The sequence below is a fragment of the Chromatiales bacterium genome (assembly GCA_014762505.1).
Lineage (GTDB): Bacteria > Pseudomonadota > Gammaproteobacteria > SpSt-1174 > SpSt-1174 > SpSt-1174.
Window position 1 is genome coordinate 300,250 of the sequence record JABURS010000043.1, and the last position, 17,658, is coordinate 317,907.

Below are 17,658 nucleotides of genomic sequence, written 5' to 3' on the forward strand. Positions count from 1 at the left end.
TCAGTCTTTCCCCAGTTCGTCGCCCAGTTCGCGGGCACGGTCGGCGGCCGCGGCCAGGGCCTGTTCGAAGAGTGGCATCAGGCCGCCGGACTCCAGCGCCCGGATGGCCCGTTCGGTGGTGCCCCCGGGGGAAGTCACCCGGGCGCGCAGGGTGGCGGCGTCGTCGGTGCTCTCCAGGGCGAGCTTGGCGGCCCCGAAGGCGGTCTCCAGCACCAGCAGGCGGGCCTGTTCCGGGGCCAGCCCCAGCTTCTCGCCGGCCGCCTGCATCGCCTCCATCACGTAGAAGAAGTAGGCCGGGCCGCTGCCGGAGACGGCGGTCACGGCATCCAGCTGCGCCTCGTTCCCCACCCACAGCGTGAGGCCGACGGCACGCAGGATGCGTTCGGCGGCATTGCGCTGGGCCGCGGACACGGCCAGGTTCGCATACAGGCCGCTGGCGCCGCTGCGCACCAGTGCCGGGGTGTTGGGCATGCAGCGCACGATGGCATGGCCGCCGCCCAGCCAGCGGTCGATGTCGCCTGCCCGCACCCCGGCGGCGATGGAGACGATGAGCGGGCGCCTGCGCGCCACGGTGGGCAGCAGGTCTTCCGTCACGGCGCGCATCACCTGCGGCTTGACGGCCAGCACCAGGATGCCGGCGTCGGCGGCTGCAGCGTGGTTGTCTGCGGTGGTGCACAGGCCGGGCCAGCGCGCGGCCAGGCCTGCCAGGGTCTCGGCGGAGGGGTCGGCGACGATGATGCCCTCGGGGGCGCGGCCGTCGGCCACCAGCCCGCCGATGATGCTGGCGGCCATGTTGCCGCCGCCGATGAAGCAGATGCTGTCGTTGTGCGTGGTCATGATGTGCGCTGTCTGGTGGTGTATGGGCTCATTCTACCCGCGCGCCCCGAAGATTGCCGTACCGATGCGCACCAGGGTGGCCCCCTCGGCGATGGCGGCGGCCATGTCGCCCGTCATGCCCATGGAAAGGGTGTCGAGCACGTGGCCGCGGGCGATCAGCGCCTCCTGCGCCTCCCTTACCCGGGCGAAGACGCGGCGCTGGGCATCGAAGTCGGTGCTCGGGGCCGGGATGGCCATCAGGCCCCGCAGGCGCAGCGCGGACAGGCCGGCGATGGTCTCGGCCAGGGCCGGCAGGGCCTCCGGCGTCACTCCGGACTTGCTCGCCTCGCCGCTGATGTTCACCTGCAGGCAGACGTTCAGCGGGGCCATGTGCGCCGGGCGCTGCTCATGCAGGCGCCGGGCGATCTTCCCGCGGTCCAGGCTGTGCATCCAGTCGGCCCGTTCGGCGACGATGCGCGACTTGTTCGATTGCAGCGGGCCGATGAAATGCCACTCGATGCCCGCATCGGCCAGTGCCTCCTGCTTCTCCTCCAGCTCCTGCACGTAGTTCTCGCCGAAGGCGCGCTGTCCGCAGGCCAGCGCCTCGCGCAGGTCGGCGACGGGCTTGGTCTTGCTCACGGCCAGCAGCCGCACGCTGTCCGGCACGCGGCCAAAACGGGCCTCGAGCTGGTGGATTTCGTCGCGAATCCTGCGCAGATTGTCGCAAATTCCGGTCATGACCCCTGTGCTATAGTTGCTTTTCGTGGGCGTTGGGACGCATTATTTTCCCGGTCACATCCGCCGGCCGGCATGGCTTGCCCGGATCGGTGGCATATAAGAACCATAAATTCTGGGGGGATCGATGGATATCGCGCAACTTCTCGCCTTTGCGGTCAAGAACGGTGCATCCGACCTGCATCTCTCCGCCGGATTGCCGCCGATGATACGCGTGGATGGCGACGTGCGCCGTATCAACGTGCCGGCCATGGACCACAAGCAGGTCCACGGCATGGTGTACGACATCATGAACGACAAGCAGCGCAAGGACTACGAGGAATTCTGGGAGACCGACTTCTCCTTCGAGATCCCGGGCCTGGCGCGCTTTCGTGTCAACGCCTTCAACCACAACCGCGGTGCGGGGGCGGTGTTCCGTACCATCCCCTCCAAGATCCTCACCCTCGAGGAGCTGGGTGCGCCCAAGATCTTCGAGTCGATCTCCGAATACCCGCGCGGCATCGTGCTGGTCACCGGGCCGACCGGCTCGGGCAAGTCGACCACGCTCGCAGCCATGATGAACCACAAGAACGAGACCGAGTACGGGCACATCCTCACTGTCGAGGACCCGATCGAGTTCGTGCACGAGAGCAAGAAGTGCCTCATCAACCAGCGCGAGGTGCATCGCGACACCATGGGCTTCAACGAGGCCCTGCGCTCGGCCCTGCGTGAAGACCCGGACACCATCCTGGTCGGCGAGATGCGCGACCTCGAGACCATCCGCCTGGCGCTCACGGCGGCCGAGACCGGCCATCTCGTGTTCGGCACCCTGCACACCAGTTCGGCCGCCAAGACCATCGACCGTGTGGTCGACGTGTTTCCGGCTGCGGAAAAGGACATGGTGCGGGCGATGCTCTCCGAATCGCTGCGTGCGGTCATCTCGCAGTCGCTGCTGAAGAAGATCGGCGGCGGCCGTGTGGCGGCGCACGAGATCATGATCGGTACCCCCGCCATTCGCAACCTCATTCGTGAAAACAAGATCGCGCAGATGTACTCGGCCATCCAGACCGGTCAGAACATCGGCATGCAGACGCTCGACCAGTCGCTGAAGGAGCTGGTGGCGCGCGGCGTCGTGAGCAAGGAAGAGGCGCGTCGTAAGGCCGCCAACCCCGACTCGCTGTAATCACGCGATCAACGCTGGAGAGTCTCAATGGATCGCGATAAGGCCATACGTTTCATGCACGACCTGCTGAGGACCATGCTCAGCAAGGACGGCTCCGACCTCTTCATCACCTCTGGCGCACCGCCCTCGATGAAGGTGAACGGCAAGATGATGCCGATCACCAACCAGCCCCTGTCGCCCTCGCATACGCAGGTGCTGGTGCGTTCCATCATGAACGACAAGCAGGCGGCCGAGTTCGAGGAGCACATGGAATGCAACTTCGCCATCAGCCTGCCGGGCGTGGCGCGTTTTCGTGTCAACGCCTTCACCCAGCGTGGCAGCAGCGGCATGGTGCTGCGTGTCATCAACTCGGAGATCCCCAAGTTCGAGGACCTCGGTCTGCCCAAGGTGCTGTCGGACATCGCCATGACCAAGCGCGGCCTGGTGATCTTCGTCGGCGGCACCGGTTCCGGTAAGTCGACCTCGCTGGCGGCGATGGTCGGCTATCGCAACCACAACAGCTACGGGCACATCGTCACCATCGAGGACCCGATCGAGTTCGTGCACAACCACGGCAACTGCATCGTCACGCAGCGCGAGGTCGGCGTGGATACCGAGACCTACGAGATCGCGCTGAAGAACACCCTGCGACAGGCGCCGGACGTGATCCTGATCGGCGAAATCCGTGACCGCGACACCATGGACTACGGTATCGCCTTCGCCGAGACCGGCCATCTGTGTCTGTCCACCCTGCATGCCAACAGTACCAACCAGGCACTGGACCGCATCATCAACTTCTTCCCGGAAGAGCGCCGCCCGCAGCTTTTGATGGACCTGTCGCTCAACCTGCGTGCCGTCATCTCCCAGCGCCTGATTCCGCGTGCCGATGGCAAGGGGCGCGTGCCGGCGGTGGAGATCATGATCAATACGCCGCTCATGTCCGACCTCATCTTCAAGGGCGAGGTCCACGAGATGAAGGAGCTGATGAAGAAGTCCAACGAGGCCGGCATGAAGACCTTCGACCAGGCCCTGTTCGATCTCTACGAATCCGGCCAGATCACGCTCGAAGACGCCCTGCGCAATGCCGATTCGGTCAACGACCTGCGCCTGCGCGTCAAGCTGGAGAGCAAACGCGAGCAGTCGGACATCATGGAAGGTCTGGACGATCTGCAGGTGGAAGAGACCTCCGAGGAAAGCGGGCTGCTGCGCTAGTGGCTCCACACAAAAACAACTGACACATGAATATCGAACCCTATCTCAAGCTGATGGCCCAGCAGGGTGCATCGGACATGTTCTTCACCACCGGTGCGCCTGTCAGTATCAAGGTGGAAGGGCACTTCAAGCCGGTGAGCAAGCAGGCCCTGCAGCCGGGGCTCATCAAGCGCATCGCCTATTCGCTCATGAGCGAAGAGCAGATCAAGGAGTTCGAGGAGACCCGGGAGATGAATCTCGGGATCTCGATGATGAATCTCGGGCGCTTCCGCGTGAACATCTACGTGCAGCGCGGCGAGACCTCCATGGTGATTCGCTACATACGCTCCGTGATCCCGAGTATCGAGGAGCTGAAGCTGCCGCCGATTCTCAAGGACCTGGTGATGCACAACACCGGGCTCATCATCGTGGTGGGGGCCACGGGCTCCGGGAAGTCCACCTCGCTGGCCTCGATGATCGATTTCCGCAACACCAATCGCATGGGGCATATCCTCACCGTCGAGGACCCCATCGAGTTCGTGTATCAGCACAAGAAGTCCATCGTCGGTCAGCGCGAGGTAGGGCTGGACACCCTGTCCTACGCCAACGCCCTGCGCGAGGCCATGCGCGAGGCCCCGGACATGATCATGATCGGCGAGGTGCGTGACCGTCATACGATGGAGGCGGCGATCGGCTTCGCCGACACCGGCCATCTGGCGCTCACCACCCTGCATGCGGTCAACGCCAACCAGGCGCTGGACCGCATCATCAACATGTTCCCGCCGGATGCGAAGCAGCAGATCCTGATGGATCTCTCGCTCAACCTGCGCGGCATCATCTCGCAGCGCCTGGTGCCGAGCACCAGCGGCAAGCGCGTGGCGGCGGTGGAGGTGATGATCAACACGCCCTACATCTCGGAGCTGATCCGCAAGGGGCAGATGAACGACATCAAGGAAGTGATGGAGAAGGGCGGCTCGGTGGGCATGCAGACCTTCGACCAGTCGCTGTTCGAACTCTACAAGGCCGGCCAGATCACCCTGCAGAGCGCCCTCAATCATGCCGATTCGCGCGGGGATCTCGAATGGCGCATCAACTTCGGCGGGGGCGTCAAGAGCCTCAAGCAGGAGGAGGAGAGCCTGCAGTTCCCGAGCGAGATGCTGGACGATGCCGGCCTGTCGGAGAAGGCCGAGAAGAAGGGTGCCGCGGTCGAAGACGAGGATGACGACGACGATTTCGGCAGCCTGCTGGACGACCTCACGTTGCCCTCCGAGGGCGGGGTCGACATCGATCTCGACGAGGGCAAGTAGGCCCGCGGGGCCGGCCGGCCCCGCTCACATCCCCGCTCAGAAGACGGCGGCGGCCTCGAATACCGGACCATCCACGCACACGCGCTTCATCGCCGGTCCCTGCGGGGTCTTCACCTCCACCACGCAGCCGGCACAGCCCCCCACCGCGCAGGCCATGAATTCCTCCAGCGAGACCTGGCAGGGCAGGTCGAATTCGGCGGCAAGCCCGGCCACCGCCTCCAGCATGGGATGCGGTCCGCAGCTGAAGATCTCCACCTCCGCGCGTTCGTCCTCCGGGAGCGCAGCCAGCCACAGGCGTGCCAGGTCGGTGACGTAGCCCTCATGGCAACCGGCGTAGCCCTGCAGGCTGGTGAGGCGTGAGGGGACGCCCCAGTCCTCCAGCAGCGGCATGGCAGCGATCACGCCCTCCGGCATGCCCGGCACCATGATCTGCGAGGGGCGGGGCTTGAACGGGAAGGGGACTTCCGAACCCATGATGACGAAGGGCTTCCAGCCCGACTGCCGGCGCAGGGTGTCGGCGACGAAGACCATGGGCGGGATGCCCACGCCGCCACCGATGAGCAGCGGGCGGGTACGTTCCGGGTGGAAGGCAAAGGGCTTGCCGATGGGGCCCATCACGCTGAGGGTCTCGCCCACCGCGCGCCGTGCCAGCAGGCGCGTGCCTTCGCCCACCGCCTTGTAGAGGAATTCCACCCAGCCGGCCTCCCGCGAGACGCGCATGATGGACAGCGGCCGGCGCATGGGCAGCAGCGGGTCGCACTGGATGTGGGCGAAGCTGCCGGCCTCGGCCATCGCGGCGCACTTGGGCGCCCGCACGCGCAGGATGTATTGTGCGCCCTCGAAGGCCTCGTGGCTGAGGATCTCGGCGTCCTCGACGAAGATGGTGTCGCGATGCGGTTTCGGCTTCTGGCTCATGACGGTGCTCGTTACGGTGTACGGGTGGTCGTCAGGGGGCGAGCTCGAAGGCTACGCGCCCGTCGACCAGGGTATGGGTGACGCGGCCGGCAAACTCCCAGCCGAGGAAGGGGGTGTTCTTGCCGGCACTCAGCAGGCTGCGTTCGTCCAGCGTCCAGGGCTGTTCCGGATCATAGACGCAGACGTCGGCGGCCGCGCCTACCGACAGGGTGCCGGCCGCAAGGCCCAGGATCTGCGCGGGGCCGCAGGTGATGCGGCGCACCGCCTCGGGCAGTGTCAGCGTGCCGTCGTCCACCAGCTGCAGGGTGAGCGGCAGCAGGGTCTCCAGGGCCGAGATGCCGGGCTCGGTGGCGGGGAAGGGGGCCAGCTTGGCGTCTTCCTCGTGGGGCTGATGGTCGGAGCAGATGGCCCCGATGCTGCCCTTGCCCAGGCACTGGCGCAGGCCGTCACGGTCGCGCAGGGTGCGCAGCGGCGGCTGGGTGTGGCACAGGCTGTTGAAGTCGCCGATGTCGACCTCCGTCAGGTACAGCTGGTGGGCGCAGACGTCCATGCTCACCGGCAGGCCGTCGTACTGGGCGCGCTGGATCATGGCCGCGCCGCGTGCGGTGGAGACGCGGCAGAAGTGGGCGCGCACGCCGGTCTGTTCGATCAGCGCCAGCTGCTGGCCGATGGCGGCGGTCTCCGCCGCCTCGGGGATGCCGGGCAGGCCGAGGCGCGAGGCCACCGCGCCCTCGTGGGCGCAGCCCTGGTTGGCCAGCTCGAAGTCGATCGGGTGCAGGAACACGGTGAGTTCGTGGCTGCCGGCGTATTCCATGGCGCGGCGCAGCACCAGGGCGGAGCTCACCGGCTTCAAGGCATTGCTCACGCCCAGGCAGCCGGCGGCCTTCAGCGCCGCCATCTCGCTCAGGAATTCGCCCTCGAGCTCGGCGGTCAGTGCCCCCAGGGCATAGACCTTGGCCTGGCCGGCGGCCTTGGCCAGGCGGGTGACGAGGTTGATCTCGGCCGGCGAGTCGATGGGCGGCACGGTATCCGGCGGGCAGCACAGCGCGGTGATGCCGCCGGCCGCGGCCGCGCGGGTCTCGCTGGCGATGGTGGCCTTGTGCTCCTGGCCGGGCTGGCGCAGGCGGGCGGCGAGGTCCACCAGGCCCGGTAGCACGTAACAGCCCCGGGCCTCGATGACCCGATCGGGGGAGTAGCCGTCGGGGGCCTGGCCGAGTGCGGTGATGCGCCCGTAGGCGATGAACAGGTCGGTAACCTCGTCGATGCCGTTGGCGGGGTCGATCACGCGCCCGCCGCGTATCTGCAGCTTCATGCCGCGCCTCCCGGTGTGGCGCCCATGACCATGGACATGATGGCCATGCGCACGGCGATGCCGTTGGTGACCTGTTCGAGGATGACCGAGCGCGGCCCGTCGGCGACGCGCGAGGAGATCTCCACCCCGCGGTTGGCCGGGCCCGGGTGCATGACGATGACGTCCGGCGCGGCGACCTTCAGGCGCTCTTCGGTCAGTCCGTAGAGCTGGAAGTACTCGTGCTCGCTCGGCAGCAGTGCACCCTGCATGCGCTCCTTCTGCAGGCGCAGCATGATGACCACGTCCACGTCGCGCAGACCCTGCTCCAGGTCGTGGAAGACATGCACGCCGAGCTTTTCCACCTCGGCCGGCAACAGGGTCTTGGGCGCGATCACGCGCACCTCGCCGGTATTGAGGATGTTGAGTGCGTGGATCTGCGAGCGGGCCACGCGCGAGTGCAGGATGTCGCCGACGATGGCCACGCGCAGCCTGGTGAAGTCGCCCTTGTGCCGGCGGATGGTGAACATGTCGAGCATCGCCTGCGTCGGGTGCGCGTGGCGGCCGTCGCCGGCATTCAGCACGCTGATGTGCGGGGCGACGTGGTGGGCGATGAACTGCGAGGCGCCGCTGTCGGCGTGACGCACGATGAACATGTCGCAGTACATGGCCTCCAGGTTGCGCAGCGTGTCGAGCAGGCTCTCGCCCTTGACCGCGGAGGACTGGCCGATGTTGATGTTGAGCACGTCGGCCGACAGGCGCTTGGCGGCCAGCTCGAAGGTGGTGCGCGTGCGCGTGCTGGCCTCGAAGAAGAGGTTGATGACGGTCTTGCCGCGCAGCAGCGGGACCTTCTTCACCGACTGGTCGTTCATGCTGGCGAAGGACTCGGCGGTGTCCAGGATCTCGGTGATCAGCGCGCGGTTGAGGCCCTCGATGGTGAGGAAGTGCTTGAGCCGGCCCTCGCGGGTGATCTGGATGCTGGCCGGCGAGGCGCCGGGGGCGGGGTAGTGGATGGTCATCAGGCCGTGTCCTCGGTGCGCACCAGGCTGAGTTCCAGGGGCTCGGGACCACTGAGCTTGAGCTGTTCCTGCGGGCCCAGATCGAGGCGGGCACCAACCACCTGCGCCTCGATGGGCAGCTCGCGCCCGCCGCGTTCCACCAGCACCGCCAGGGTGATGGAGGCCGGCCGGCCGAAGTCGAACAGCTCGTTCATCGCCGCGCGGATGGTGCGGCCGGTGTAGAGTACGTCGTCGACCAGGATGATGTGGGCGTCGTCCAGGCTGAACGGTAGGTTGGAGGGCTTCACCTGCGGGTGCATGCCGATGCGGCTGAAGTCGTCGCGGTAGAAGGAGATGTCGAGTTCGCCGAGACGCCCGGGCAGGCCCAGGCGGCGGTGCAGCTCGCGCGCCACCCACACCCCGCCGGTATGGATGCCGACCATGAGCGGATCCTCCAGCCCGCGCTCGCGGATCAGGTCCGTCAGCGCGCCGGTCATGTGGTCCAGTAGTGTGTCGACCTTGGGTATCATTCGTTCATGCCCCTCCGGACATCCAGGTTTCGAGCAGGATGGCGGCGGATAGTCTATCGATTTCGTCCTTGCGAATCTTCCTGCGCCGGCCTTTTTGTCGCGTCTCGATCAACCGGGCGCTGGCCTCGGCCGAGGTCAGGCGCTCATCCACCAGGGTCACCGGCAGGCCGTAGCGGCCCTCCAGCTGGCGGGCGAAGCGCTCGACCACGGGCTTCAGCTCGTGCTCGCGCCCGTCCAGGTGGCGCGGCAGGCCGACGATGAGCCGCTGCGGCCGCCATTCCGCAATCAGTGCGCCGATGGCCTCCCAGTCCGGCCGGCTGTTGTCGCAGGCCACCGTGGCCAGTGCCGAGGCGGTGCCGGTGAGCGTCTGGCCCACGGCCACGCCGATGCGGCGCGCGCCGTAGTCGAAGCCCAGCAGGGTCTGCGCGGTCAAGGCCGCCGTCTCCCCGGCCTCACGCGTGACCGGCCCCGTCCGACAGCAGGTCGAGGTCGATGCCGAGCTGGCGGGCCGCAGCGTGCCAGCGCTTCTCCGGGGGCGTGTCGAACAGGATGTCGAGACTGGCCGGCGAGGTGAGCCAGGCGTTGTCGGCCATCTCCTGCTCGAGCTGGCCAGCGCCCCAGCCGGCGTAGCCCAGTGCCACCAGCACACGTTCGGGGCCGCGGCCCTCGGCCAGGGCCCGCAGGATGTCGCTGGAGGTGGTGAGCGCCAGCTGGTCGGTGATCTGCAGGCTGCCCTCCCAGGCGCCGACCGGCTGGTGCAGCACGAAGCCGCGCTCCATCTCCACCGGGCCGCCGCTGTAGACGGGTCGGGCGGCGATGTCCTCGCGGTCGGTGGCGATCTCCAGGTGGTCGAGCAGCTCGCCCAGGCGGATCTCCGTGGGCTGGTTGATAACGATACCCAGCGCCCCGTCGGCGTTGTGCTCGCAGATCAGCGTCACCGTGCGAAAGAAGTTCGGGTCGGCCAGCGCGGGCATGGCGATGAGGAACTGGTTGGTGAAGTAGCTGGAGGCGGACATGCTGCAAGTATCGGGTGCCGGCCGCGGGCTCGCAAGCCGGGGCCGCTCAGCGGGTGGTGAGACCGCCCACCTCGAAGCGCCAGGTGCGGGTGATGACGAGCTCGTCGTAGGCCTTTTGCATCTCGCGGTCGAAGGGGGCGAAGGGCTCGGACAGGCGCACGATGCGCCTGGCGGCGTCGTCCAGCACCTGGTGACCGGAGGACTTGCCGAGCTCGATGCCCAGCACCTTGCCGTCCCGGTTGACGGTGACGTGCAGGATGAGCTCGCCCTCGAGCTTGCGGCGCAGGGCCTCGTCCGGGTAGTTGAGGTTGCCGATGCGCTCGACCTTCTCCTTGAAGGCGCGGAAGTAGTCGGCCTCGATCACGCTCTTGGCACTGGAGAACGACAGGTAGTGACGGCGCGGGCGCTCGGCGTAGCGCTGTTCGCGCTCGCTGATCTCGGCGGCCAGGCGTGCGATCTCCAGGCTGCGGTCCACCAGCTCACGGCCGCGGCGGTCCGGCACCGGCTGTTCCTGACGGGTCTGTTCCTCGGTGGGGACCTGGTAGTCCGAGCGGCGGGTGGTCATCGCCTGGACCTGTTCCTCTTCCGGCTGCACGGGGGACTGCGCCTGGATCTGCATGGGCGCGGTGCCGTCGTGCGGGCGCGGATCGAGCGAGGTGACCGGGCTGGTGGGACGGTTCGGCTCGTCGGTGCTGCCGCTGGCCTGCTGGTTGGCCTGGGCGATGAACTTCGCATCGTCCGGCGCCTCGTGGGTCTCGGTCTGCACCAGGGTGACGTCCAGCGACGGAGGGACGTAGCGCTCGGGCATGAGGTCCACGCCGAAGGCGATGCCGAGGATGACCAGGCCGTGGACGATGGCGGCGAGGAACAGGCTGATACCGAAGCGGTCGTTCGATGAAAGCTGTGGGGTCAGGCTGAACGCGGTCATTCGGTCGTTGTCGTGAGCTGGCGGATGATGGCCTGCGCGATTGTACCGCTAACCAGCCCGAAGATCAGGCTGGCGCTCATCAAAATGGGATAGAGTCGCCAGATGGCATCCGTGGGGATGAACAGCCCCCAGGCGACGAGGAACTGGCCCGTCATGTGCGCCAGGGCCGCGATCACGCTCAGGCCGATGGCGCTGAGCCGGTGCCCGGCGATGGCCCAGGCCAGGCCCAGGGCGGCCAGTGCGGCCAGTGCGCCGCTCAGGCTGAGCAGGAAGGTGGGCGAGAGGAAGGTGCCGAGGAACAGGCTGCCGGCCACGACCCGCAGCACGGCCACCGACAGGGCCGCGCGCCAGCCATAGAGCAGCAGGGCCATGATCACCACCACGTTGGCCAGGCCGGGCTTCACCCCGGGCAGCGGGGAGGGGAAGGCCGCCTCCAGCACATGGATGGCCACCGCCAGCGCCGCGAGCCAGGCGATGCGCAGGTCGTCGGCGGTGGCCGTGAGTTGCCGGGCGGTCGCGGGCATCAGAAGTTGATCGCGTCGAAGTCGCGGGCGGGACCGGCGAGCTGTACCACCACGCGGTTGGGCACGCAGGCGATCACTTCGCCGGCGTGATTCAGCCAGCCGTAGTGCACGCAGAACTTGTCGTGACAGGGCGAGTCGGTGAAGCGGGCGCGGCCGTCGCGTACCTCGACGTGGCTGTTGCCGAGCGGCCCGGGGATCTCCAGGTGCCGGTGCCCGGCCAGCGGGACCTGCTGCGGCGGGGCGCCGGCGGCCTGTATCCGGGCGGAGTCGGCGGGGGCGGCGGGGGCGGCGGGCGTCCAGAAGTGGGCGTAGAGGGCGCCGACCAGCAGTGCCCCGCCGACCAGCACCAGCCAGTCGCCCGGCTTCACGGCAGCTCGCGCAGGGTGAATGGCGGCGGGGCGTCACCCTCCAGGCGCAGGCGGGCGGCCATGGCCGGGGTCATGGCGATGTCGCCGTTTTCAGACACGACCATGACCCGGTCGATGCCCATGCGCGCGGCAATGCGCGGCCAGTCCTCGGGGCCGGCCACGAACAGGGCGGTGGCCGCGGCATCGGCCTCGGCGCCGTTGTCGTGCAGCACGGTGACCGAGGCCAGCCCCCGCGCGGGACGCCCCGTGCGCGGGTCGATGATGTGGTGGTAGCGTTCGCCCTCCCAGTCGAAGTAGCGCTCATAGTTGCCCGAGGTGAACACGCTCTCGTCGCCGCTGATCTGCAGCGAGGCGATCACGCCCTCGCCGCCGGGGTGACGTATGCCCACCCGCCAGTCGCGATCGTCGTGCCGGCCGATGGCGCGCAGGTCGCCGCCGGCATTGACGATGGCGTGTTCGATACCGTGCTCGCGCAGGCGCTCGATGGCGCGGTCCACCGCATAGCCCTTGGCGAAGGCGCCGAAGTCCAGACGCACGGCCGGGTTGCCGGAGCGGATGCGGATGCCGTCGATCGCAATGTCCGACATGCGCGGGGCCTGTTCCAGCAGCAGCTCGATCTGGCCCTCGTCCGGCGGCGGGCCGTCGGGCGGACTGTCGCTCTGGAACCCCCACAGCCCGACCAGCTTGCCGATGGCGGGATTGAACAGTCCCTCGCTCTGCGCCGACAGCTCGATGGATTGCCTGATCAGCGGCAGCAGCGAGGGGCCGGAGGAAAACCACTCGCCGGTGGGCAGCAGCAGATTGACCCGTCCCAGGGTATTGGGGCGCCAGGCATTCCAGTTCTCGTGCATGAACCGCAGGTCCTCGTCCACGGCATGTATCGCCGCCTGGGCCGCCTCGGGACTGTCGGCGTACACGGTGATGTCCACCAGGGTGCCGAAGGCGAGCAGGGTCTCGCTGTGCGGTTCCGGCCGGCTGCAGCCGGCGAGCAGGGCGAGACCGAGCAGGGCGGTGGCGAGGGCCAGGGCGGGACGCCTCATGCGGCCTCCAGTCGCCGGGCGATGGCGTCCATGAGGGTGCCGGCGATGTTGATGCCATAGATCGCGTCGAGTTCGCGGATGCAGGTGGGGCTGGTGACGTTGATCTCGGTGAGGTAGTCGCCGATCACGTCCAGGCCGACGAAGGTCAGGCCGCGTGCGCGCAGCTCGGGCCCGACCTGCTCGCAGATCCAGCGGTCGCGCGCGGTGAGCTCCTGGCCGACCCCGCTGCCGCCGGCGGCCAGGTTGGCGCGGCTCTCGCCCTCGGCCGGGATGCGGGCCAGGGCATAGGGCACCGGTTCGCCGTCGATCAGCAGGATGCGCTTGTCGCCCTGGCGGAACTCGGGCAGGAAGCGCTGGGCCATGATGGTGCGCCGGCCGTGGTCGGTGCTGGTCTCGAGGATCACGCCGAGGTTCGGGTCGTCCTGGCGCAGGCGGAAGATCATGGACCCGCCCATGGCGTCCAGCGGCTTGAGCACGATCTCTCCCTGGCGGGCGAGGAAGTCGCGCAGGCGGCGCGGCTCGCGGGTGACCAGGGTGGGCGGGCAGCACTGCGGGAACCAGGCAGTGAACAGCTTCTCGTTGCAGTCGCGCAGGCTGGCCGGCCGGTTGATCACCAGGCAGCCCTCGGCCGCGGCCCGCTCCAGCAGGTAGGTGCTGTAGAGGAATTCCATGTCGAAGGGCGGGTCCTTGCGCATCAGTACCGTGGACAGCTCGCCCAGTGGCCGCTCCTGCGGCTCGCCGAGTTCGAACCAGCCCGCCGGGTCGTCCTGTACGCGCAGGGGGCGCATGCGGGCGAACACCCGGCCGTCCTCCAGATACAGGTCGTCCTGCTCCATATACAGGAGTGTCCAGCCGCGGCGCTGCGCCTCCAGCAGCATGGCGAAGCTGCTGTCCTTCTTGATGTTGATGCGGGCGATGGGGTCCATCACCACGCCAAGCGATACGGTCATGTGCGTGCCCTGGTGGTCGGTCGGGTTGTGCGGACCCAGTCTATCCATACGCGGTTCTGGCCGCCATGTGCGGATGCACGTCGGCAAACTGTCACAAGGTGACGAATTCTGCCTAGAAGCAACATTACCTTTATGCGCTAACTGTCTTTTTTCGTTTCACTTGTTTGCTAATGGGCTTTTCATGGGTTACATTCGGGAGCAATCTATCACACGTTCAAAATAACAAACGGGCCAGGTGGACTGTGAGCGAAGCAAGCACGGGCGGGGCAGGTGAGGGAGATGTCTTCACCGACCTGAAGGTCATGGTCATCGATGACAGCAAGACGATTCGACGCACGGCCGAGAACCTGCTGAAGAAGCAGGGCTGCGATGTGGTGACCGCGACCGACGGGTTCGAGGCGCTGGCCAAGATCGCCGAACACAAGCCGGACATCATCTTCGTCGACATCATGATGCCGCGTCTGGACGGTTACCAGACCTGCGCGCTCATCAAGCACAATACCGCCTTCAAGAATACCCCGGTCATCATGCTGTCGAGCAAGGACAGCATTTTCGACAAGGCGCGCGGCCGTATCGTCGGCTCCGAGCAGTACCTGACCAAGCCCTTCACGAAGGACGACCTGCTTGGCGCGATTCGTGCCTATGCAAAAAAACACTAGCGGGGCGGGCAGCGGCCGTGCTGTCGTCGCCTCATCTGATTTGATTGACTGATTTACAGTGGAGAGAAACCCATGGCTCACATCCTGGTCGTAGACGATTCGCCCACCGAAATTCACGTCTGCAAGACGATTCTCGAGAAGAATGGTCATCAGGTGACCACCGCCCAGAGCGGCGAGGAGGGTGTCGAGGTCGCCAAGAAGGTGCTGCCCGACCTGATCCTCATGGACGTGGTGATGCCGGGGCTGAACGGTTTCCAGGCCACCCGCCAGCTGTCCAACGAGCCGAGCACCTCGGGCATCCCGGTGGTGATCGTCACCACCAAGGACCAGGAGACGGACAAGGTCTGGGCCATGCGCCAGGGCGCCAAGGACTACATCGTCAAGCCGGTCAAGGAAAAGGACCTGCTCGACCGCGTCAAGGCCCTGGGCGGCTGAGCCCGGAGACCTGACGAGCGATCATGGCGGCCGAGGCGAGTCATTCCCCATTCGAACTGCTCGGGGCGCTGGATCAGCGCTGTCGCACGCGGGCCGTCGGCCTGCCGCGCATCGAGGACAGCCGGGAGGAATGGACTGGCGTACTGTTCCGTCTGCACGGGATGGAGATGCTGGCCCCCATGGACGAGGTCGCCGAAATCGTCTCCGTCACCAGTGTGGCCCCGGTGCCGGGCGTGAAGTCCTGGGTGCTGGGCATTGCCAACATGCGCGGCAACCTGTTGCCGGTCATGGACCTGCAGGCCTTTCTGTACGACGAGAAGCCGGTGACCGACCCGGCCTCGCGCCGGTTGCTGGTGGTCAGCCACGAGGGGGTGGTGGCCGGGCTGGTGATCGACGCGGTGATGGGCATGCGCCATTTCTGGCGTGACGAGATCGCCGAGGAGCTGCCTGCGCTGGATGAACGGATCAAACCCTTCGTCACCTATTCGTTCAATCGCCTGGGCGAGCACTATCCGGTGTTCAGTCCCTTCCGGCTGGCCGAGAGCGAGGGGTTCATGGACGTCGCGGTCTAGGTCGCGGCGGGATGCGGGCAGGGGCCCGCGATATAACAACAGCAATAACAGCACATTCGATTCGCGGATCAACCGCCAGGTCGTCTTCGGGCGATGGAAACAGATGGGCAGGAGATAACAAATGAAAGCGCCGGCTAAAGACAGTTTCAAGTTCGGTGGTGGCAAGGGGCTGGTCGTGCTTGCCGTATTGCTGGTCGTGTTCCTGCTGGGCACGGTTGCCCTGTTTGCGACGCACACCATCAAGAGCGGCCAGGCCAACGGCTACATCGCCACCGCTGCCGAGCAGCGATTGCTCTCCCAGCGACTTGCGACCTACTCCATCGAGGCGGCCGCCGGCAAGGAGGATGCCTTCGGTGAGCTGCTGAGGTTGCGTGACGAATTCGACGTCCTGCTGCTGCGCCTCAAGGAAGGCGACGCCGCCCTGGGTCTGCCGCCCCTGCCGGCCACCCTGAGCCCGGTGCTGGCCGACGTGGAATCCGGCTGGGCCCAGTACCGCGAGAACATCAACATCATCCTAGAGGGCCGGGAATCGATCTCCACGGTCTCCGAGTTCGTCAACGTCATCAACGAGTTCATCCCGCAGCTGCTGGCCCTGTCCGACGAGGTGGTCAACGTGTTCGTCCGCAAGGGCGCCGCGCCGGACCAGATCTACATCGCCGCCCGCCAGCTGATGCTCACCCAGCGTATCGAGAACAACCTCAACCGCGTACTCGCCGGTGGCGAGGGGGCGGCCACCGCGGCCGACCGCTTCGGCCGCGACGCCGCGCTCTTCGGCCGCGTGCTGGAAGGCATGATCCGCGGTTATCCGGCGCTCAACATCCAGCGCGTGGATGACGAGGAGGCCCGCGCCAAGCTGCGCGAGGTGGCCATGCTCTTCAGCTCGGTGTCGGAGCACGTCGGTGCGATCCTCGAGACCTCCCCGCAGCTGTTCGAGGTCAAGGATGCGGCCGGCCAGGTGGAGCGCCAGAGCGGTGCGCTGCTGGAGGCCGCCACGCAGCTCGAGGTGCAGTCCGCGGAATACGGCGAGAGCCTGAACTGGCTGTTCCTGGCCGGTATCGGCACCGGTATCGCCTCCCTGGTGGTGCTGATGCTGCTGGCCTTCACCATCTACCAGGATACGCGTCGCCGACTGGCCGAGACCACCGAGACCAACCGTCGTAACCAGCGCGCGATCCTGCGACTGCTCGACGAGATGACCAACCTCGCGGAAGGTGACCTCAGCGTGCACGCCACCGTTACCGAGGACATCACCGGGGCCATCGCCGACTCGGTCAACTACGCCATCGACGCGCTGCGCAGCCTGGTTACCACCATCAACGAGACGGCGGTGCAGGTATCCACCGCGGCCGAGAAGACGCAGGGCACCGCGCTGCGACTGGCCGACGCGTCCAACCACCAGGCCCGCGAGATCGCCTCGGCCTCGGCGGCTATCACGGACATGGCCGATTCCATCGAGCAGGTGTCCAAGAACGCCCAGATCTCCACCGAGGTGGCGGCCAAGTCGGTGCAGATCGCCGGCAAGGGTGCCGAGACCGTGCGCCGCTCCATCGACGGCATGGACACCATCCGCGAGCAGATCCAGGAGACCTCCAAGCGAATCAAGCGCCTGGGTGAATCCTCCCAGGAGATCGGCGACATCGTGTCGCTCATCAACGACATCGCCGACCAGACCAACATCCTCGCGCTCAACGCGGCCATCCAGGCATCGGCGGCGGGTGAGGCGGGCCGTGGCTTCGCGGTGGTTGCGGACGAAGTGCAGCGACTCGCGGAACGTTCGGCCAACGCGACCAAGCAGATCGAGGCGCTGGTGAAGACCATCCAGGCCGACACCAACGAGGCGGTCATCTCGATGGAACAGAGTACCTCCAACGTGGTGGCCGGGGCGAAGCTCGCCGAGGACGCGGGCGAGGCCCTCAACGAGATCGAGACCGTGTCCAAACAGCTCGCCGACCTCATCCAGAGCATTTCGCAGGCCGCGCGTCAGCAGGCCCTGGTGGCGAGCAACGTGACCAACACCATGAACGTCATCCAGGAGATCACCATGCAGACCTCGGATGGCACCAATGAAACCGCGACCTCCATCGGCAACCTCACCGAGCTGGCGACCGAGCTGCGCAAGTCGGTGGCGGGCTTCAAGCTGCCGGAGAGCGATCAGCAGCTCGACACCGTGATCCTCGACGAGACGCTCGAGAGCGGCCAGGGACGCGCGGCAAAGGCGGGTTGATCGCCTTTCCGTACCCCGGTC

The 17,658-nt window shown here is 66.9% G+C and carries 20 protein-coding genes; 7 read left to right on the plus strand and 13 right to left on the minus strand.

All coding sequences use genetic code 11. The annotated features are described in order from the left end of the window. A complete protein-coding gene (locus HUJ28_13210; GenBank protein ID MBD3620424.1) occupies window positions 1-837 on the minus strand; it encodes a pyrroline-5-carboxylate reductase in 837 nt (278 codons plus the stop codon). A gap of 33 nt (window positions 838-870) precedes the next feature. Beyond that, entirely contained in the window at window positions 871-1,554 is a 684-nt protein-coding gene (locus tag HUJ28_13215; GenBank protein MBD3620425.1) for a YggS family pyridoxal phosphate-dependent enzyme, read from the minus strand. Between the two features lie 124 nt (window positions 1,555-1,678). On the opposite strand from HUJ28_13215, the gene HUJ28_13220 reads away from it, so the two are divergent. From HUJ28_13220 to HUJ28_13230, 3 genes are read left to right on the plus strand one after another with little or no spacing between them, the layout of a single operon-like run. Continuing rightward, on the plus strand, window positions 1,679-2,713 hold the full coding sequence (locus HUJ28_13220) for a type IV pilus twitching motility protein PilT (protein MBD3620426.1): 1,035 nt from the start codon (window positions 1,679-1,681) through the stop codon (window positions 2,711-2,713). Between the two features lie 27 nt (window positions 2,714-2,740). Then, entirely contained in the window at window positions 2,741-3,904 is a 1,164-nt protein-coding gene (locus tag HUJ28_13225) for a PilT/PilU family type 4a pilus ATPase (GenBank protein MBD3620427.1), read from the plus strand. A gap of 26 nt (window positions 3,905-3,930) precedes the next feature. Continuing rightward, window positions 3,931-5,190, plus strand: a complete 1,260-nt coding sequence (locus tag HUJ28_13230; protein ID MBD3620428.1) for a PilT/PilU family type 4a pilus ATPase — start codon at window positions 3,931-3,933, stop codon at window positions 5,188-5,190. 36 nt (window positions 5,191-5,226) lie between these two features. Here HUJ28_13230 and HUJ28_13235 read toward each other — a convergent pair whose 3' ends face one another. From HUJ28_13235 to gshB, 11 genes are read right to left on the minus strand one after another with little or no spacing between them, the layout of a single operon-like run. Continuing rightward, on the minus strand, window positions 5,227-6,105 hold the full coding sequence (locus HUJ28_13235; protein MBD3620429.1) for a dihydroorotate dehydrogenase electron transfer subunit: 879 nt from the start codon (window positions 6,103-6,105) through the stop codon (window positions 5,227-5,229). A 31-nt stretch (window positions 6,106-6,136) separates the two neighbouring features. Next, on the minus strand, window positions 6,137-7,417 hold the full coding sequence (locus tag HUJ28_13240) for a dihydroorotase (GenBank protein MBD3620430.1): 1,281 nt from the start codon (window positions 7,415-7,417) through the stop codon (window positions 6,137-6,139). Then, window positions 7,414-8,412 carry an aspartate carbamoyltransferase catalytic subunit gene (locus HUJ28_13245; GenBank protein MBD3620431.1) on the minus strand — a complete coding sequence of 333 codons (999 nt, stop codon included), beginning with the start codon at window positions 8,410-8,412 and terminating at the stop codon, window positions 7,414-7,416. Before HUJ28_13245 ends, HUJ28_13240 begins: the two co-directional genes overlap by 4 nt. Further along, window positions 8,412-8,921 (minus strand): bifunctional pyr operon transcriptional regulator/uracil phosphoribosyltransferase PyrR, encoded by a 510-nt coding sequence (pyrR, locus tag HUJ28_13250; GenBank protein ID MBD3620432.1) that lies wholly within the window; start codon window positions 8,919-8,921, stop codon window positions 8,412-8,414. The genes HUJ28_13245 and pyrR overlap by 1 nt, the downstream gene beginning before the upstream one ends. A 4-nt stretch (window positions 8,922-8,925) precedes the next feature. Beyond that, window positions 8,926-9,354, minus strand: coding sequence for a Holliday junction resolvase RuvX (ruvX, locus tag HUJ28_13255; GenBank protein ID MBD3620433.1), 429 nt, complete (start codon window positions 9,352-9,354; stop codon window positions 8,926-8,928). Between the two features lie 19 nt (window positions 9,355-9,373). Next, window positions 9,374-9,937 (minus strand): YqgE/AlgH family protein, encoded by a 564-nt coding sequence (locus HUJ28_13260; GenBank protein ID MBD3620434.1) that lies wholly within the window; start codon window positions 9,935-9,937, stop codon window positions 9,374-9,376. A gap of 46 nt (window positions 9,938-9,983) precedes the next feature. Beyond that, window positions 9,984-10,865, minus strand: coding sequence for an energy transducer TonB (locus HUJ28_13265; GenBank protein ID MBD3620435.1), 882 nt, complete (start codon window positions 10,863-10,865; stop codon window positions 9,984-9,986). Continuing rightward, the gene (locus HUJ28_13270; protein ID MBD3620436.1) at window positions 10,862-11,389 is read right to left on the minus strand and encodes a Gx transporter family protein; all 528 of its coding nucleotides are present in this window, start codon (window positions 11,387-11,389) and stop codon (window positions 10,862-10,864) included. The genes HUJ28_13265 and HUJ28_13270 overlap by 4 nt, the downstream gene beginning before the upstream one ends. Beyond that, window positions 11,389-11,757 carry a NusG domain II-containing protein gene (locus tag HUJ28_13275; GenBank protein MBD3620437.1) on the minus strand — a complete coding sequence of 123 codons (369 nt, stop codon included), beginning with the start codon at window positions 11,755-11,757 and terminating at the stop codon, window positions 11,389-11,391. Before HUJ28_13275 ends, HUJ28_13270 begins: the two co-directional genes overlap by 1 nt. Further along, a complete protein-coding gene (locus tag HUJ28_13280) occupies window positions 11,754-12,797 on the minus strand; it encodes an FAD:protein FMN transferase (protein MBD3620438.1) in 1,044 nt (347 codons plus the stop codon). The genes HUJ28_13275 and HUJ28_13280 overlap by 4 nt, the downstream gene beginning before the upstream one ends. After that, complete coding sequence (gshB, locus tag HUJ28_13285) at window positions 12,794-13,747, minus strand: glutathione synthase (protein MBD3620439.1); 954 nt, start codon at window positions 13,745-13,747, stop codon at window positions 12,794-12,796. Before gshB ends, HUJ28_13280 begins: the two co-directional genes overlap by 4 nt. Window positions 13,748-14,049: 302 nt before the next feature. On the opposite strand from gshB, the gene HUJ28_13290 reads away from it, so the two are divergent. The 4 genes from HUJ28_13290 (at window position 14,050) to HUJ28_13305 (ending at window position 17,637) form a co-directional block, all read left to right on the plus strand. Continuing rightward, entirely contained in the window at window positions 14,050-14,406 is a 357-nt protein-coding gene (locus HUJ28_13290) for a response regulator (GenBank protein MBD3620440.1), read from the plus strand. A gap of 72 nt (window positions 14,407-14,478) precedes the next feature. After that, window positions 14,479-14,841: a response regulator gene (locus HUJ28_13295; GenBank protein MBD3620441.1), complete on the plus strand. Its 363-nt coding sequence runs from the start codon at window positions 14,479-14,481 to the stop codon at window positions 14,839-14,841. A 23-nt stretch (window positions 14,842-14,864) separates the two neighbouring features. After that, window positions 14,865-15,413: a purine-binding chemotaxis protein CheW gene (locus HUJ28_13300; protein ID MBD3620442.1), complete on the plus strand. Its 549-nt coding sequence runs from the start codon at window positions 14,865-14,867 to the stop codon at window positions 15,411-15,413. A gap of 121 nt (window positions 15,414-15,534) precedes the next feature. Then, on the plus strand, window positions 15,535-17,637 hold the full coding sequence (locus HUJ28_13305) for a type IV pili methyl-accepting chemotaxis transducer N-terminal domain-containing protein (GenBank protein MBD3620443.1): 2,103 nt from the start codon (window positions 15,535-15,537) through the stop codon (window positions 17,635-17,637). Window positions 17,638-17,658: the final 21 nt, after the last annotated feature.

Excerpts from the sequence above, each read along its gene's own strand:
- HUJ28_13210 (MBD3620424.1), bottom strand. The coding sequence starts at position 837 with ATGACCACGCACAACGACAGCATCTGCTTCATCGGCGGCGGCAACATG.
- HUJ28_13215 (MBD3620425.1), bottom strand. The coding sequence starts at position 1,554 with ATGACCGGAATTTGCGACAATCTGCGCAGGATTCGCGACGAAATCCAC.
- HUJ28_13220 (MBD3620426.1), top strand. The coding sequence starts at position 1,679 with ATGGATATCGCGCAACTTCTCGCCTTTGCGGTCAAGAACGGTGCATCC.
- HUJ28_13225 (MBD3620427.1), top strand. The coding sequence starts at position 2,741 with ATGGATCGCGATAAGGCCATACGTTTCATGCACGACCTGCTGAGGACC.
- HUJ28_13230 (MBD3620428.1), top strand. The coding sequence starts at position 3,931 with ATGAATATCGAACCCTATCTCAAGCTGATGGCCCAGCAGGGTGCATCG.
- HUJ28_13235 (MBD3620429.1), bottom strand. The coding sequence starts at position 6,105 with ATGAGCCAGAAGCCGAAACCGCATCGCGACACCATCTTCGTCGAGGAC.
- HUJ28_13240 (MBD3620430.1), bottom strand. The coding sequence starts at position 7,417 with ATGAAGCTGCAGATACGCGGCGGGCGCGTGATCGACCCCGCCAACGGC.
- HUJ28_13245 (MBD3620431.1), bottom strand. The coding sequence starts at position 8,412 with ATGACCATCCACTACCCCGCCCCCGGCGCCTCGCCGGCCAGCATCCAG.
- pyrR (MBD3620432.1), bottom strand. The coding sequence starts at position 8,921 with ATGATACCCAAGGTCGACACACTACTGGACCACATGACCGGCGCGCTG.
- HUJ28_13260 (MBD3620434.1), bottom strand. The coding sequence starts at position 9,937 with ATGTCCGCCTCCAGCTACTTCACCAACCAGTTCCTCATCGCCATGCCC.
- HUJ28_13265 (MBD3620435.1), bottom strand. The coding sequence starts at position 10,865 with ATGACCGCGTTCAGCCTGACCCCACAGCTTTCATCGAACGACCGCTTC.
- HUJ28_13270 (MBD3620436.1), bottom strand. The coding sequence starts at position 11,389 with ATGCCCGCGACCGCCCGGCAACTCACGGCCACCGCCGACGACCTGCGC.
- HUJ28_13280 (MBD3620438.1), bottom strand. The coding sequence starts at position 12,797 with ATGAGGCGTCCCGCCCTGGCCCTCGCCACCGCCCTGCTCGGTCTCGCC.
- gshB (MBD3620439.1), bottom strand. The coding sequence starts at position 13,747 with ATGACCGTATCGCTTGGCGTGGTGATGGACCCCATCGCCCGCATCAAC.
- HUJ28_13290 (MBD3620440.1), top strand. The coding sequence starts at position 14,050 with ATGGTCATCGATGACAGCAAGACGATTCGACGCACGGCCGAGAACCTG.
- HUJ28_13295 (MBD3620441.1), top strand. The coding sequence starts at position 14,479 with ATGGCTCACATCCTGGTCGTAGACGATTCGCCCACCGAAATTCACGTC.
- HUJ28_13300 (MBD3620442.1), top strand. The coding sequence starts at position 14,865 with ATGGCGGCCGAGGCGAGTCATTCCCCATTCGAACTGCTCGGGGCGCTG.
- HUJ28_13305 (MBD3620443.1), top strand. The coding sequence starts at position 15,535 with ATGAAAGCGCCGGCTAAAGACAGTTTCAAGTTCGGTGGTGGCAAGGGG.